Genomic DNA, 14446 nt, shown 5'->3' on the forward strand with positions numbered 1-14446 from the left:
TAGTGCATCGTGCGATGCACTAGTTTTTTTGATGCTTGTACTAAAGATAGAACTATGCTACAATCATCTAAAAAAGCAAGGAAATTAAAACATGAAAACAGAATATCAAAAAATGATCGCGGGAGAACCCTATCACCCATTCGACCCAGAACTCCGTTCTCTCGCACAAACAGCGCGACAAAAGCAAGCTGCTTTTAATGAAGAGGTAGATCCAGTAAAAGGTATGGAAATCATCAAAGGATGGTTTGGTTCTACTGGTGAAAATCTCTACATCAACACTCGCTTGATGGTAGATTACGGGGTCAATATTCATCTGGGAGAAAATTTTTATTCCAATTGGAATTTAACTATGCTAGATGTTTGTTCTATAACCATCGGTGACAATGCTATGATTGGTCCCAACTGTCAATTTTTAACACCCCTTCACCCACTGGACCCTGACGAACGAAACTCAGGGCTAGAATTTGGCAAACCCATCACGATTGGTAAGAACTTTTGGGCAGGTGGTGGTGTCATTGTCCTTCCAGGTGTTACTTTAGGGGATAATGTCGTTGCGGGAGCAGGAGCGGTCATTACAAAATCCTTTGGTGACAACGTGGTTCTAGCAGGAAATCCAGCACGAGTTATCAAAGAGATTCCAGTTAAAGGAACTTAAAGGTTGTAGAAAGAGAAAGTGAAGTCTTTTTCACAAGAACTCTTTGGAATCGAAAAGCCTAACCAGTCCCAGTATCAAAAACTTATTGCTAGCAAAAAACGAGGTGGGAATTTTTATCCCAGCCTCGTTTTTCGTCTTTAGAGATTTTTTCTCTTTTTAGCTTTTTTAGTCAATGCCACATCGCACTGATCAATATTTTGTGTGAGGTAGCTAGTCACTTGGAAATCGTCTGCCTCTGTTTTTAGCTCGACTTCATAGACAATGCTAAGGTTGTCCCCTGCATTTGTGCTATTGATCGTAATCATGTCAATTTCTGAGCAGAATTGGTCAAGAGCTGATTGTATAGCTCCCTGTACCTTGTCTTGATTGGCTACCGTGATTGTCAAAAGTCTACGGCGTTGATTGTCAGTTTTGACCTGTTGATTTTCCAAAAGGAACCAAACGCCCAAGATAAAGAGCGTGAAGAGAATTGCCAGGAAGAGATAGCCTGTTCCACAAGCTAGACCGATAATCATGGCTAGGAAAATAGCAATCAGTTCTCTTGATCCACTCGTTGCGGAACGAAAACGAATTAAACTAAAGGTTCCGGCTACAGCAATTGAGGTGCCCAAGCTTCCATTGACTAGAAAAATAACCAAGGTCATGAGGCAGGGAAGCAGACTCAAGCTGATAGCAAATTCTCTGGTGTAGAGGGTCCTATACTTGTAAGTCCAAGAGAGGGCTAAGCCTAGGGCTAGACTTACTAGCAGTGTCAGTATTAGTTGAAGGGGATTTGCGCTTGCAGTGGTGTTATTGAAAATTGAATTAAAAAGATTAAGCATAAGCGGTACCTGCACTTTCTATACTGGGACGAGGGGCATAAGAGAGTCCTTGAGATTTGTGGTATGCACAACTGTATTTTGAAAATTTGTGCTCCATCAAACCATACTTGTCTAGGATGTCCTGCAACCACTGGGGCTTGTTTCCAGGGGCCTTGATTTCCATAATCACAGTGTTGTTATCTAAGAGAGGAGTCCCGTGATTTCCCGCGAAGAGACTGACAGTTTCATCTCTATAGACTAGATTTTGGTCAATTGTGATACGGATTTTGTTATAGTGGCAGCCCTCAATAGATTTCTTTTCCTTTAATGAATAACGATCGTAGTAGATGTACATACGAGGCTTGATAGCGAGTTTGTAATCATGCTGAAGTTTTTTCACTTTTTCAATGACGACTGTATCAGTAATGCTAGCATCCAAGTGCCCTTTGGTCATGAAATTGATGATGGAACTAGGAGTTGAGAGCAGTCGGTACTTGCGACCAATCCCTTCTTGGTCCTTAGTTTTGATTTCTAAAAAAACTTGACTATCTATTTTAGGTTGGCTGAGATAGGTCCGCATCCGTACCTTTTCTTTTCGTTTGACTCCAAGATGCTCATCTTGGAGAATATCAAAGTCTTCTGTGTCAAAGTAGATGTTTGATATTGTTGAAATTGGATAGTCGTCTTCTACTAAATATTCCTTTAAATCTTGAATCAGTTTATCTAATATTTCTTTGGAGACAACATATTTGGTTTCAATCCGTTTAAAAGTTGTTTCGATTGGTTTCATAAGTCCTTCTCCTCTAATCTTGGGTTATACTATTTTTAAACAAGGACGAGCTTGTTTGTCTAGGATTTTAAAGAGTTTATCTAAAACTTTTGTTAAATTTAACTTAATTGAAACTAAACTTAAGAAAACTTTCAGAAAAAGTTTAGGCTTATTTTAGGAAAGTCACGTAGACTAAGAGCATGTAAAATGAAAGTCGAGGAAACGAGCATGAAAGCAAAAAAATGGACATTCTTATTAACGAGTATAGCAACTCTAGCACTAGTAACAGCTTGTACCCAGTCAACTTCAAATACAACAGCTAGCAATACTGCGACAACGAAAACGACATCAACTACAGAAGCTAAGAAAACTAGCTATTTTACAGACAAGGACTATGATACTTCTTATGATGAAAAGACAGCAGCAACTGTAACCTTGTCAGGATCAACAGCGAAGGTATCAGGTGACGGAGTTGCCGTATCAGGATCTACCGTTACAATCTCCAAGGCAGGAACCTATGTCATATCTGGTCAATCCGACGGAGTTCAAATCAAGATTGAAGCCGAAAAGACTGATGATGTACATATTGTTCTAAAGGGTGTGACCATGACTAATACCAATGCTGCTATTTCTGCAACATCGTCTGGTCATGTTTACCTAACTCTAGCAGATGGCACAACCAATAGCCTCTCAGATTCAGCTTCTAATAGCGATGAAAAAGCTGATGCAGCCCTCTTCTCTAAAGTGGACTTGACCATCAATGGTAAAGGAACTCTCAATGTAGATGGCAAGAAAAATAATGGTATCAAGGCAAATGATACACTTCACATCACAGGCGGTACCTACAATATCACAGCAGTCGGAGATGCCTTTAATGTCAATGATGAACTCAACATTACCGGCACAACCATGACTATCGATGCCAAGGAAGACGGAGTTAAGGTCGACAATGATGAGGACACATCTGTAGGAACCATGTATCTTTCTGATAATACCATCACTGTTACTGCAGGGGACGATGGTATCCACGCATCAGGTGATTTGGTTATTGATAGTGGTACCTATACCGTTAAGAATTCTACAGAAGGGCTTGAAGGGAAGTCAATCACTATCAACGGTGGAGACATCACCATATACTCAACAGATGATGGTGTCAATGCAGCCAACAAAAATGCCCAACAAAGTGAAATCTTCTTTACTATGAATGGTGGGAACTTGACGGTTGAAGTTGGTCAAGGGGACACAGATCCAATTGACTCAAATGGTAACATTACTGTTACGGGAGGAACCATCAAAATGACTGGTCAAACTGGTTTTGACTTTGATGGAACAGCGAGCTACACAGGCGGAGACATCTATTTCAATGGTGAAAAACAAACTGAGATTGTCAATTCGATGCCTGGTGGAGGTGGACCTCAAGGGAATGGTGGCCCTGGCGGACAACCATAAAAGAAAATCTCCTTTCTCGAAAGAGAAGGAGATTTTCTTATGTTATTAGGACGAAAAAGAATTATTCTCCGTCTTTTTTAAAGATGTTTTTTACGCCAGATACTGCACCTTCGACAGCTTCTTTAGCATCTTCAGCAACTTCTTTAGCTTTTGAAGCAACTTTTTCTGCAGCTCCTTCCGCTTGAGTTTTAGTATCGCCAGTAAGTTTACCAAAACCTTCTTTGACAGAACCTTTAGCTTGGTTGAATTTTTCTTCGATTGACATGGGGGTTACCTCCGTTAATTTATTCTATCATCTAAAATCCATCAGATAATAACTTAATTATATACCCATTATTGTCAAAAAGCAAAAAACTGATACGAAAAGCATCAGTTTATTTTTTTAATAGGTTACAACATTCAATTGACCTTTATCATATTCAGCAATAAAGATATTTGAGACTTCTTCGAAACCTTCTTCTTTCAATTTCTCAGTTAGCCACTCCTCGGATTTGCCAATGGTTTCTAAGATTTCAATTTGGACAACACCGTCTGTAATGACTGGGTACTTAGGATTCTCGTCACCTATTCTTACGACAATCAGCTGTCCATTTTGCTCAATCACAGCTCTCTTGACTTCTTTCAATTGGAAAATCCCTTGAGAGCGCAACTTAAGAGCTACATCTGCCGCTGCAAGACCTTTTGAGCGACAGGCTTCTGGATCTAACTTACCATTTTTAATGATAATAGTTGGTTTTCCGTCAATCAGATGTTTGATGAAGGAAACATTGGTATTCAACCATTTAAGGAGTAAAATGAGAATAGTCCAAATAATGAGGATAACAATGTATTGGATGATGGTAATAGAACTATTGTAGATAACCCCACCGATAATACCCCCGAGAACAAAGTTCTGGATTTGGTCCACTGCAGAACTTGGTGCTAGATTTCCTTTACCTGTTACGTTAATAACAAAAACAAGAGAAAGAAGCCCCAAGGCCAATTTAATTGCAATTGTAGCAAAAAAGCTTATCATTTTTCAACCTCCACGAGTTCAACATCTGATTTATAGAGTTCCATTTTTTCTAATAAATAGCTATCTTGGTCAGTCCCGCTAATGGCACGATAAAAATGTTCGCCAACCTTAATAATAGCTCCATCAGTTACTGCTGAGGTATTGACATAGACCTCTTTTTTATCTACACCTAATTCTTTTGAAACGACTTCGATAAAGTTTAGGGAAGAGCGGAATTGATTATCATTGGATTGACTGTTTTGAAGATTCGTAATGCTTATCAAAACGAATGCGATTAAGGTCAAAATAGAAATGAGCGATAATTCACGGAACTTGCTCCCTTTTTTATCTTTGAAAGCTTTAAATGCAAAAAATCCAGTCACGATAAGCAGTAAAGCTGATACGATAATCATGACCCAATTCTGTTGACTAATCTGACTGAGCACATAGTCATAGGAATAGAATTTCATAAAACTCCCTCACTTTTTTAAATTCAATCTATTATAAAATAATTCCTAAGCTATAGCAAGTTTATTATGACGAAAAAAGCATTTAATTGTTGTTTCCTACTTAAGGTAGGTTTTTTCTGATTTGACTTAGGCTTCCGTCTTGACTTTCGTTTTGCTTTTGTTATAATAGTACAAATTTAGAGGAGGTACTCTATGATTCAAAAACATGCCATTCCTATTTTAGAGTTTGATGATAATCCTCAGGCAGTCCTTATGCCAACACATGAGGGGTTAGACTTGAAGTTGCCAAAGAAGTGTATCTATGCATTTTTGGAGGAGGAGATTGACCGTTATGCTCAGGAAGTAGGGGCGGATTGTGTTGGCGAGTTCGTTTCTGCCACCAAAACCTATCCAGTATATGTCATCAACTACAAGGACGAGGAGATTTGTCTTGCCCAAGCGCCTGTGGGTTCTGCCCCAGCAGCCCAGTTTATGGATTGGTTGATTGGCTATGGTGTGGAGCAAATCATTTCCACTGGTACTTGTGGAGTCCTAGCCGATATAGAGGAAAATGCCTTTCTCGTTCCTGTTCGCGCTCTGCGAGATGAGGGGACGAGCTACCACTATGTAGCGCCTTCTCGTTATATGGATGTGCATGTTCAAGCTATTTCTGCTATCGAGCAAGTTTTGGAACAACTAGGTGTCCCTTACGAAGAAGTTATGACTTGGTCGACAGACGGATTTTACCGAGAAACAGCTGAAAAAGTTGCCTATCGCAAGGAAGAAGGCTGTGCAGTTGTAGAGATGGAGTGTGCAACTCTTGCAGCAGTTGCCCAGCTTCGCGGAGCAGTTTGGGGTGAGTTGTTGTTTACGGCAGATTCTTTGGCAGACCTTGATAACTATGACCAACGCGATTGGGGTGCAGAAGCTTTTGATAAGGCGCTAGGTCTTTGCCTTGAGATCGTTAGTTATATGTGAGTATTCTCAGATTTTTGTGGTACAATGTAGCTATGTTATTAAAATCAATTGTTGAAAAAATAAATACCATTCTAGGACGTTTATCACCCGCTCGGAGAATCTTTTTAAGTTTTGCTTTGGTTATTCTCTTGGGGTCTCTCCTTTTGAGTCTGCCATTTGCACAATCTCCAACATCTCATGCCGGTTACTTTGATCATTTATTTACAGCCGTATCTATGGTCTGTGTGACAGGACTTTTTACCTTACCTGTCGCTTCGACCTACAATGTCTGGGGGCAGCTGATCTGTATGTTCTTGATTCAGATTGGTGGTTTGGGTCTCATGACCTTTATCGGAATTTTCTATATCCAGGGCAAGCAAAAACTCAGTCTTCGAGGTCGTGAAACGATTCTGGAGAGTTTTAGTTTTGAAGAAACTCAGTCTTTGAAGGATTTTCTACGTTCCATCTTTTTGACGACTTTTTTAGTAGAAGGTTTAGGAGCCTTTCTGCTGAGTTTTCGTTTTATCCCCGAATTTGGCTGGGGGCGAGGTATTTTAACGTCTATCTTTTTGGCGATTTCAGCTTTCTGTAATGCTGGATTTGATAATTTTGGAAGTACGAGTTTGCTAGCCTTTCAGACAGATCCTTTGGTTAATCTAGTGATTGCTGGCTTGATTATTACAGGCGGTCTAGGTTTCATGGTTTGGTTTGATCTAGCAACCCAGTTAGGAAAGAAGAAAAAACGACGTCTTCGTTTTCATACCAAATTGGTTCTTTTTTTAACAGTGGGGATTTTATTTACTGGAACAGTTTCAACTCTCTTGATTGAGTGGAACAATCCAGGGACCATTGGCAATCTTAGCGTACCTGATAAATTGCTGGTCAGTTTCTTCCAAACTGTCAGCATGAGAACAGCAGGTTTTGCTTCTATTGATTACACTCAAGCTAGACCTGTCACATTGCTGATTTATATCTTACAAATGTTTCTCGGTGGAGCACCTGGAGGAACAGCAGGAGGACTAAAAATCACGACCTTCTTTGTTTTGTTGGTATTCGCACGCAGTGAGTTTTTAGGGTTACCTCATGCCAATGTAGCACAGAGAACGATTGAACCTCGGACAGTCCAAAAATCATTCAGTGTCTTCATTATTTTTTTATTGACTTTTCTGGTTGGCTTGATTTTACTAGGAATAACAGCAGAAGGGAATCCGAAATTTATCTACCTGATGTTTGAAACTATTTCAGCACTTGCTACGGTTGGAGTAACTGCTAATTTGACACCAGAATTAGGCAAATTAGCTCTCAGCATTGTCATGCTACTGATGTTTATCGGACGAATTGGGCCACTGACGCTATTAGTCAGTTTAGCTGAGTATCGGCCAGATAAGAAAGATATGATTCACTATATGAAAGCAGATATAACCATAGGATAAGAAAGGATAAGCTATGTCAGATCGGACAATCGGAATTTTAGGTTTGGGTATTTTTGGGAGTAGTGTTCTCGCCGCTCTCGCTAAGCATGATGTAAATATCATAGCCATTGATGACCATGAGGAACGAATCAATCAATTTGAACCAGTCTTGGCGCGTGGCGTTGTTGGTGACATCACAGATGAGGACCTCTTGCTATCAGCTGGAATTGATACCTGCGATACCGTAGTCGTCGCAACTGGTGAAAACTTGGAGTCTAGTGTTCTTGCGGTTATGCATTGCAAGGATTTGGGAGTACCAACTGTTATTGCTAAGGTCAAAAGTCATACAGCAAAAAAAGTACTTGAAAAAATCGGTGCAGACTCTGTTATTTCACCAGAGTATGAAATGGGTCGTTCGTTGGCACAAACGATTCTATTTAATAACAGTGTAGATGTCTTTCAGTTAGACAAGAATGTCTCCATTGTCGAAATGAAAGTTCCTGTATCATGGGTAGGAAAGAGCCTTAGCCAATTAAATCTTAGAGGACGATACAATCTCAATATCCTCGGTTTTCGTGACTACGAAAATGCTCCCTTAGATGTACAGTTTGGACCGAATGATCTATTGAAAGCTGACTCCTATATCATGGCAGTGATCAATAACCAATATTTGGATACTCTAGCAAGCCTCAGTGAGTAGAAGAGGAGTGACTATTCTTTTTTCAACGACTATTGAGTCAATATAAGTATTTTATAAGAGGGATTTAAGAAAAATTTTAACTTTTTCTTAATCCTTTTTAATTTTAGGAGATTATACTAGAGTCATCAAATAAAGAAAAACTCTAAGGAGAATCCTATGAAATTCAATCCAAATCAAAGATATACTCGTTGGTCTATTCGCCGTCTCAGTGTCGGTGTCGCCTCAGTTGTTGTTGCCAGTGGCTTCTTTGTTCTAGTCAGTCAACCAAGTTCTGTACGTGCCGATGTGGTCAATCCGACCCCTGTTCAAGTCGTGCCAGATGCAGATTCGGTGAGTGCAAAGAGCGATTTACCAGTAGAGCTACTAAAAGAAGCAGTGGATACTACTCTTCCTTTAGAACAGGCAGACTCAACATCTAAAGCAAGCTTGGATACTACAAGCTCTCCAGAAAAAGCGGATGTAGCTGCTAAAGACCAAGTGGTAGCGCCAAAAGAAGAAGTGCAAGCAAAACCAGAATCTAAGAAACAAACAGAAGATACGGTTAAACCTGTGGAAGGTCCTGCGTCTACAGTTTCTGGACAAGACCGTGAGGCAAGTGAAGCTCAACCAGCAACCACCCCAGCTGAAGTTCAAAAAGGTGTGGCTGACAACACCAAAGATACAGTAGATGTTCCAGCTTCTTACTTGGACAAGGCTAATTTCCCAGGCCCATTCACAGCTGGTGTTAATCAAGTTATTCCATACGAATTCTTCGCTGGCGACGGCATGTTGACTCGCCTCATCTTAAAAGCATCCGATAAGGCCCCATGGTCAGACAACGGTTCAGCCAAAAATCCGGCCCTCCCACCAGTAGAAAAATTGGGCAAAGGCCTCTACTTCTATGAAGTGGATTTGGCCGGTACTCAAGGCAAATCAGATAAAGAGCTTCTTGACCTCTTGAAACAAAACGGCACTCAAAGCTATAAAGCTACTATTAAAGTGTATGGTGCGAAAGATGGCAAAGCAGATTTGAGCAACCTCGTAGCGACTAAGGATTTGGATGTCAACTTGAACGGCTTGACCACTCCAGCCGAAGTGCAAAAAGGTGTAGCCGACAACACTAAAGACACAGTAGATGTCCCAGCTACTTACTTGGACAAGGCTAATTTCCCAGGCCCATTCACAGCAGGTGTTAACCAAGTCATTCCATACGAATTCTTCGCAGGTGATGGTATGTTGACTCGCCTTATCTTGAAAGCATCTGACAAGGCTCCATGGTCACACAATGGCTCAGCCAAAAATCCTGCTCTCCCACCAGTAGAGAAGTTGGGCAAAGGTCTTTACTTCTATGAAGTGGATTTGGCAGGTACTCAAGGAAAATCAGATAAAGAGCTTCTTGACCTCTTGAAACAAAATGGCACTCAAAGCTATAAAGCTACTATTAAAGTGTACGGTGCGAAAGATGGCAAGGCAGATTTGACTAACCTCGTAGCGACTAAGGATTTGGATGTCAACTTGAATGGCTTGACCACTCCAGCTGAAGTACAAAAAGGTGTGGCTGACAATACCAAAGACACAGTAGATGTCCCAGCTACTTACTTGGACAAAGCCAATTTCCCTGGCCCATTCACAGCCGGAGTTAACCAAGTCATTCCATACGAATTCTTCGCCGGCGACGGCATGTTGACTCGCCTTATCTTGAAAGCCTCAGACAAAGCCCCATGGTCCGACAACGGCTCAGCCAAAAATTCTGCTATCCCACCAGTAGAAAAATTGGGCAAAGGTCTTTACTTCTATGAAGTGGACTTAGCAGGTACTCAAGGCAAATCTGACAAAGACCTTCTTGACCTCTTGAAACAAAACGGTACGCAAAGTTATAAAGCTACCATCAAAGTGTACGGTGCAAAAGATGGCAAGGCCGATTTGACAAATCTGGTAGCGACTAAGGATTTGACAGTGAACTTGAACGGCTTGACCACTCCAGATGAAGTTCAAAAAGGTGTGGCTGGTAACACCAAAGACACAGTAGACGTCCCAGCTACTTACTTGGATAGAGCCAATTTCCCAGGTCCATTCACAGCCGGTGTTAACCAAGTTATTCCATATGAATTCTTCGCTGGTGATGGTATGTTGACCCGCCTCATCTTAAAAGCATCCGATAAGGCCCCATGGTCAGACAACGGTTCAGCTAAAAATCCCGCTCTCCCACCAGTAGAGAAATTGGGCAAAGGCCTTTACTTCTATGAAGTGGATTTGGCAGGTACTCAAGGAAAATCAGATAAAGAGCTGCTTGACTTGTTAAAACAAAACGGCACTCAAAGCTATAAAGCTACTATTAAAGTGTACGGTGCAAAAGATGGCAAGGCAGACTTGAGCAACCTCGTAGCGACTAAAGATTTGACAGTGAACTTGAATGGACATCAGTCTCTTGTTCCGATGCAGTCAGGTTCCGTCCCATCTTCTAATGGTTCAGCTATGCCGGCTCCAATGATGAATAGTCATCAAGATGCGTCTAATATGAACGCTCAAATGCCAAGTGCTCATCAAGATGAGATGAAATCTAAAATGCCAGCTGCTAGCCAGGATAAGATGATGCCTAGCAAAGAGCAAGACAAAACCATGAATGCTAGCCAGCTTATGGCAACACCAAGCATGAAACAAGATCAAGCTCCAGCAACCTCAAGCAAAATGTCTGATGAAGGCAAGATGGCATCCAATAACAAGATGTCAAGTCCAATGATGGCTGCTCAAATGAAAGAGCAAAAAGACATGCTTCCATATACTGGTGAAGCCCAAACATCAATGGCTACTCTTGGATTCTTTGGACTCGCCTTGGCTGGACTGTTAGGTGGACTCGGTTTGAAAGCTAAAAAAGAGGAAAATGACTAGTCTAGCTACAGACTTTCTATCTAGGATATGAAAAATCCAGATATCGTTTAGAATGTTCGTAAAGAGATTAAAATAGTGTTATACTATTGTAGTATAGCACTGTTTTTTTCAAAGGAGAGACAGATGGGAAAGACTATTTTACTCGTTGACGACGAGGTAGAAATCACAGATATTCATCAACGCTATCTGGTTCAGGCAGGGTATCAGGTTTTGGTGGCTCATGATGGAATAGAGGCCTTGGAAATCTTCAAGCGAAAACCGATTGATTTGATTATTACAGATATCATGATGCCTCGGATGGATGGTTATGATTTGATTAGTGAGGTTCAGTATCAATCTCCAGATCAGCCTTTTCTATTTATTACGGCTAAGACAAGCGAGCAGGACAAGATTTACGGCCTAAGCCTGGGGGCAGATGACTTTATTGCCAAGCCATTTAGTCCTCGTGAGCTTGTTTTACGTGTCCACAATATCTTGCGTCGCCTTCATCGTGGGGGTGAGATAGAGCTTGTCAGTCTCGGGGATTTACGAATGAATCACGGTAGTCATGAGGCTCAAGTAGGAGATATAGCACTTGATTTGACAGTCAAATCCTTCGAGCTTTTATGGATTTTAGCCAGCAATCCAAAGCGAGTTTTCTCTAAGACAGATCTTTATGAAAAGGTCTGGCAAGAAGACTATGTGGATGATACCAATACCTTAAATGTTCATATTCATGCTCTTCGACAGGAGTTGGCTAAATATGCTAGTGCAGAAACGCCCACCATAAAAACAGTTTGGGGCTTGGGCTACAAAATTGAGAAAGCACGAGGTAGTCAATGAAATTAAAAAGTTATATTCTAGCAGGTTATATCATTTCAACACTCCTAACGATTATCGTAGTTTTTTGGGCAGTACAGCGAATGTTAATTGACGAAAGAGAGATTTATTTCCTGATTGGCATGACTCTAATCGCAAGTTTTGTCGGTGCTGGGATTAGTCTTTTTCTCCTATCACCAGTCTTTACTTCATTGGGTAAACTTAAGGAACATGCCAAGCGAGTAGCGGACAAGGACTTTTCTTCAAATCTGGAGGTTCAAGGGCCTGTGGAATTTCAGCAATTAGGCCAAGCTTTCAATGAAATGTCCCATGACTTGCAGGCGACCTTTGATTCCTTGGAAGAAAGCGAACGAGAAAAGGGCTTGATGATTGCCCAGCTATCGCACGATATCAAGACCCCAATCACTTCAATCCAAGCGACGGTAGAAGGGATTTTGGATGGGGTTATCAAGGAAGGAGAACAAGCACATTATCTAGCAACCATTGGGCGCCAGACAGAACGGCTTAATAAACTGGTTGAAGAGTTGAATTTTTTGACCCTAAATACAGCTAGAAATCAGGTGGAAACGACCAGCAAGGACAGTATTTTTCTGGACCAGCTCTTGATTGAGTGCATGAGTGAATTTCAGTTCTTGATTGAGCAGGAGGAACGAGATGTCCATTTGCAGGTAATCCCAGAGTCTGCTCGAATTGAAGGAGATTATGCCAAACTTTCTCGTATCTTGGTGAATCTGGTCAATAACGCTTTTAAATACTCAGCTCCAGGAACCAAGCTGGAAGTGGTGGCTAAGCTGGAGAAGAATCAGCTTTCAATCAGTGTGACCGATGAGGGACAGGGGATTGCCCCAGAGGATTTAAAGAATATTTTCAAACGCCTTTATCGTGTCGAGACTTCGCGCAATATGAAAACAGGTGGTCATGGCTTAGGTCTTGCGATTGCGCGTGAATTGGCCCATCAATTGGGTGGGGAAATCACAGTCAGCAGCCAGTACGGCCTAGGAAGCACCTTTACCCTCCTTCTTAACCTCTCTGGCAATGAAAATAAAGCTTAAAACCCCTTTACAAATCTAGCCATTCATGGTAGAATAAAGTTTGTGTGAAATATCAGCAGGAAAGCATGAAGCTCGTCAACAGATGTCTTATAATAAGTAACCTTGGCTGTTTAGGCGAAGGGCATCTGCACGAATCAGGGCTTTCTAAGTGACTATTTCCACCGAAATATTATTTATATCAGGAGGACATTCACATGTCACGTTATACAGGACCATCTTGGAAACAAGCTCGTCGCCTTGGTCTTTCACTTACAGGTACAGGTAAAGAATTGGCACGTCGTAACTACGTACCAGGACAACACGGACCAAACAACCGTTCTAAATTGTCAGAATACGGTTTGCAATTGGCTGAAAAACAAAAACTTCGCTTCACTTACGGTGTAGGTGAAAAACAATTCCGTAACTTGTTCGTACAAGCTACAAAAATCAAAGGCGGAATCCTAGGTTTCAACTTCATGCTTCTTTTGGAACGCCGTTTGGATAACGTTGTTTACCGTCTTGGTCTTGCGACTACTCGTCGTCAAGCTCGTCAATTCGTAAACCACGGTCACATCCTTGTTGACGGAAAACGCGTTGATATCCCATCATACCGCGTAACTCCAGGTCAAGTGATTTCAGTTCGTGAAAAATCATTGAAAGTTCCAGCTATCCTTGAAGCAGTAGAAGCTACTCTTGGACGTCCAGCATTCGTATCATTCGATGCTGAAAAATTGGAAGGTTCATTGACTCGCTTGCCAGAACGCGATGAAATCAACCCAGAAATCAACGAAGCACTTGTCGTTGAATTCTACAACAAAATGCTTTAATTTTAAGATTTGTTTTACGAAAAGCCTACAACAGTAGGCTTTTTGCTTTGTCTGAAATTAAGAATATGGTTATCTAGCCAGATTTATGTGAATTACAAACTCATAATCAATACCACCACGGCCCTTCTTTCCCCCTTTCTCTGCTATACTACAAGCAGAGAAAGGGGGAAAGCAAATGTTTGAAAAGTATTATGAGAAGGTAAAAGGAATTGTTCATAAATGCCGAAAAGATTATTATCTCCACCTGTGGGAAAAAGAGGATTGGGATCAAGAAGGACTGATCTGTCTCTATGAACTCCTCGAGGCCCATCCAGAATTAGTGGAAGAGGAAAAGAAACTCTACGTCTACTTCAAAACAAAATTCCGCAATCGAATCCTAGATAGCGTCAGAAAACAAGAGAGTCAAAAACGTCGCCTAGACCGGATGGCCTATGAAGAAGTAGGGGAAATTAGCCATCGACTACCAGAAGGAGGATTGTGGCTGGATGATTACTACGCCCTCCATGAATTGTTGGATAGTTATAGAAGAAAATTACCACAAGATAAGCAAGAAGCCTATGAACGGCTATGGGCAGATGAGCGTTTCAAGGGGCGCAAAGCTATGCTGAAAGAGTTACAGGAAGTAATTCAGTAGAATTGAAAAAAAATTAAAAAAAGGTGTTGACAAAGCAAAAAAAGTCGGTATAATAGTAAGAGTTGAAAATAACAACTCCGGT

General features: G+C 41.1%; 15 protein-coding genes. 10 read left to right on the forward strand and 5 right to left on the reverse strand.

Going from position 1 to position 14446, the window contains the following annotated elements; translation table 11 throughout:
* Positions 1-91 precede the first annotated feature (91 nt).
* Positions 92-655 carry a sugar O-acetyltransferase gene (locus tag ACESOD_RS09620; RefSeq protein ID WP_373095496.1) on the forward strand — a complete coding sequence of 188 codons (564 nt, stop codon included), beginning with the start codon at positions 92-94 and terminating at the stop codon, positions 653-655.
* Positions 656-792: 137 nt separating this feature from the next.
* Here the strand turns inward: ACESOD_RS09620 and ACESOD_RS09625 are convergent, their stop codons facing one another.
* Positions 793-1476: a DUF4956 domain-containing protein gene (locus tag ACESOD_RS09625; RefSeq protein ID WP_373095499.1), complete on the reverse strand. Its 684-nt coding sequence runs from the start codon at positions 1474-1476 to the stop codon at positions 793-795.
* Entirely contained in the window at positions 1469-2245 is a 777-nt protein-coding gene (locus tag ACESOD_RS09630; RefSeq protein ID WP_373095502.1) for a polyphosphate polymerase domain-containing protein, read from the reverse strand. Before ACESOD_RS09630 ends, ACESOD_RS09625 begins: the two co-directional genes overlap by 8 nt.
* A 207-nt stretch (positions 2246-2452) precedes the next feature.
* Here ACESOD_RS09630 and ACESOD_RS09635 point away from each other — a divergent pair, with 207 nt between their 5' ends.
* Positions 2453-3673 (forward strand): carbohydrate-binding domain-containing protein, encoded by a 1221-nt coding sequence (locus ACESOD_RS09635; protein WP_373095504.1) that lies wholly within the window; start codon positions 2453-2455, stop codon positions 3671-3673.
* Between the two features lie 61 nt (positions 3674-3734).
* Here ACESOD_RS09635 and ACESOD_RS09640 read toward each other — a convergent pair whose 3' ends face one another.
* The 3 genes from ACESOD_RS09640 to ACESOD_RS09650 form a co-directional block, all read right to left on the reverse strand.
* The gene (locus ACESOD_RS09640; protein ID WP_000020982.1) at positions 3735-3938 is read right to left on the reverse strand and encodes a CsbD family protein; all 204 of its coding nucleotides are present in this window, start codon (positions 3936-3938) and stop codon (positions 3735-3737) included.
* Between the two features lie 117 nt (positions 3939-4055).
* Entirely contained in the window at positions 4056-4688 is a 633-nt protein-coding gene (locus ACESOD_RS09645; RefSeq protein WP_373095507.1) for a DUF421 domain-containing protein, read from the reverse strand.
* Complete coding sequence (locus tag ACESOD_RS09650) at positions 4685-5137, reverse strand: DUF3290 family protein (RefSeq protein ID WP_049508129.1); 453 nt, start codon at positions 5135-5137, stop codon at positions 4685-4687. Before ACESOD_RS09650 ends, ACESOD_RS09645 begins: the two co-directional genes overlap by 4 nt.
* A 192-nt stretch (positions 5138-5329) precedes the next feature.
* On the opposite strand from ACESOD_RS09650, the gene ACESOD_RS09655 reads away from it, so the two are divergent.
* The 8 genes from ACESOD_RS09655 to ACESOD_RS09690 all read left to right on the forward strand — a co-directional run bounded on the left by ACESOD_RS09655 (position 5330) and on the right by ACESOD_RS09690 (position 14364).
* Positions 5330-6094 (forward strand): nucleoside phosphorylase, encoded by a 765-nt coding sequence (locus ACESOD_RS09655; RefSeq protein ID WP_373095509.1) that lies wholly within the window; start codon positions 5330-5332, stop codon positions 6092-6094.
* A gap of 32 nt (positions 6095-6126) precedes the next feature.
* Entirely contained in the window at positions 6127-7506 is a 1380-nt protein-coding gene (locus tag ACESOD_RS09660) for a TrkH family potassium uptake protein (RefSeq protein ID WP_373095512.1), read from the forward strand.
* 13 nt (positions 7507-7519) lie between these two features.
* Entirely contained in the window at positions 7520-8185 is a 666-nt protein-coding gene (locus tag ACESOD_RS09665) for a potassium channel family protein (RefSeq protein WP_373095514.1), read from the forward strand.
* Positions 8186-8341: 156 nt separating this feature from the next.
* Positions 8342-11053 (forward strand): SSURE domain-containing protein, encoded by a 2712-nt coding sequence (locus ACESOD_RS09670; RefSeq protein ID WP_373095516.1) that lies wholly within the window; start codon positions 8342-8344, stop codon positions 11051-11053.
* Positions 11054-11176: 123 nt separating this feature from the next.
* Positions 11177-11875: a response regulator transcription factor gene (locus tag ACESOD_RS09675; RefSeq protein ID WP_373095519.1), complete on the forward strand. Its 699-nt coding sequence runs from the start codon at positions 11177-11179 to the stop codon at positions 11873-11875.
* Positions 11872-12924, forward strand: coding sequence for a sensor histidine kinase (locus ACESOD_RS09680; protein WP_373095521.1), 1053 nt, complete (start codon positions 11872-11874; stop codon positions 12922-12924). The genes ACESOD_RS09675 and ACESOD_RS09680 overlap by 4 nt, the downstream gene beginning before the upstream one ends.
* A 194-nt stretch (positions 12925-13118) precedes the next feature.
* On the forward strand, positions 13119-13730 hold the full coding sequence (gene rpsD / locus ACESOD_RS09685) for a 30S ribosomal protein S4 (RefSeq protein WP_000092756.1): 612 nt from the start codon (positions 13119-13121) through the stop codon (positions 13728-13730).
* 175 nt (positions 13731-13905) lie between these two features.
* Positions 13906-14364 carry a sigma-70 family RNA polymerase sigma factor gene (locus ACESOD_RS09690; RefSeq protein ID WP_373095536.1) on the forward strand — a complete coding sequence of 153 codons (459 nt, stop codon included), beginning with the start codon at positions 13906-13908 and terminating at the stop codon, positions 14362-14364.
* Positions 14365-14446: the final 82 nt, after the last annotated feature.

Origin of the sequence: Streptococcus oralis (assembly GCF_964238205.1) — a bacterium.
Classification (GTDB): Bacteria; Bacillota; Bacilli; order Lactobacillales; family Streptococcaceae; genus Streptococcus; species Streptococcus oralis_CZ.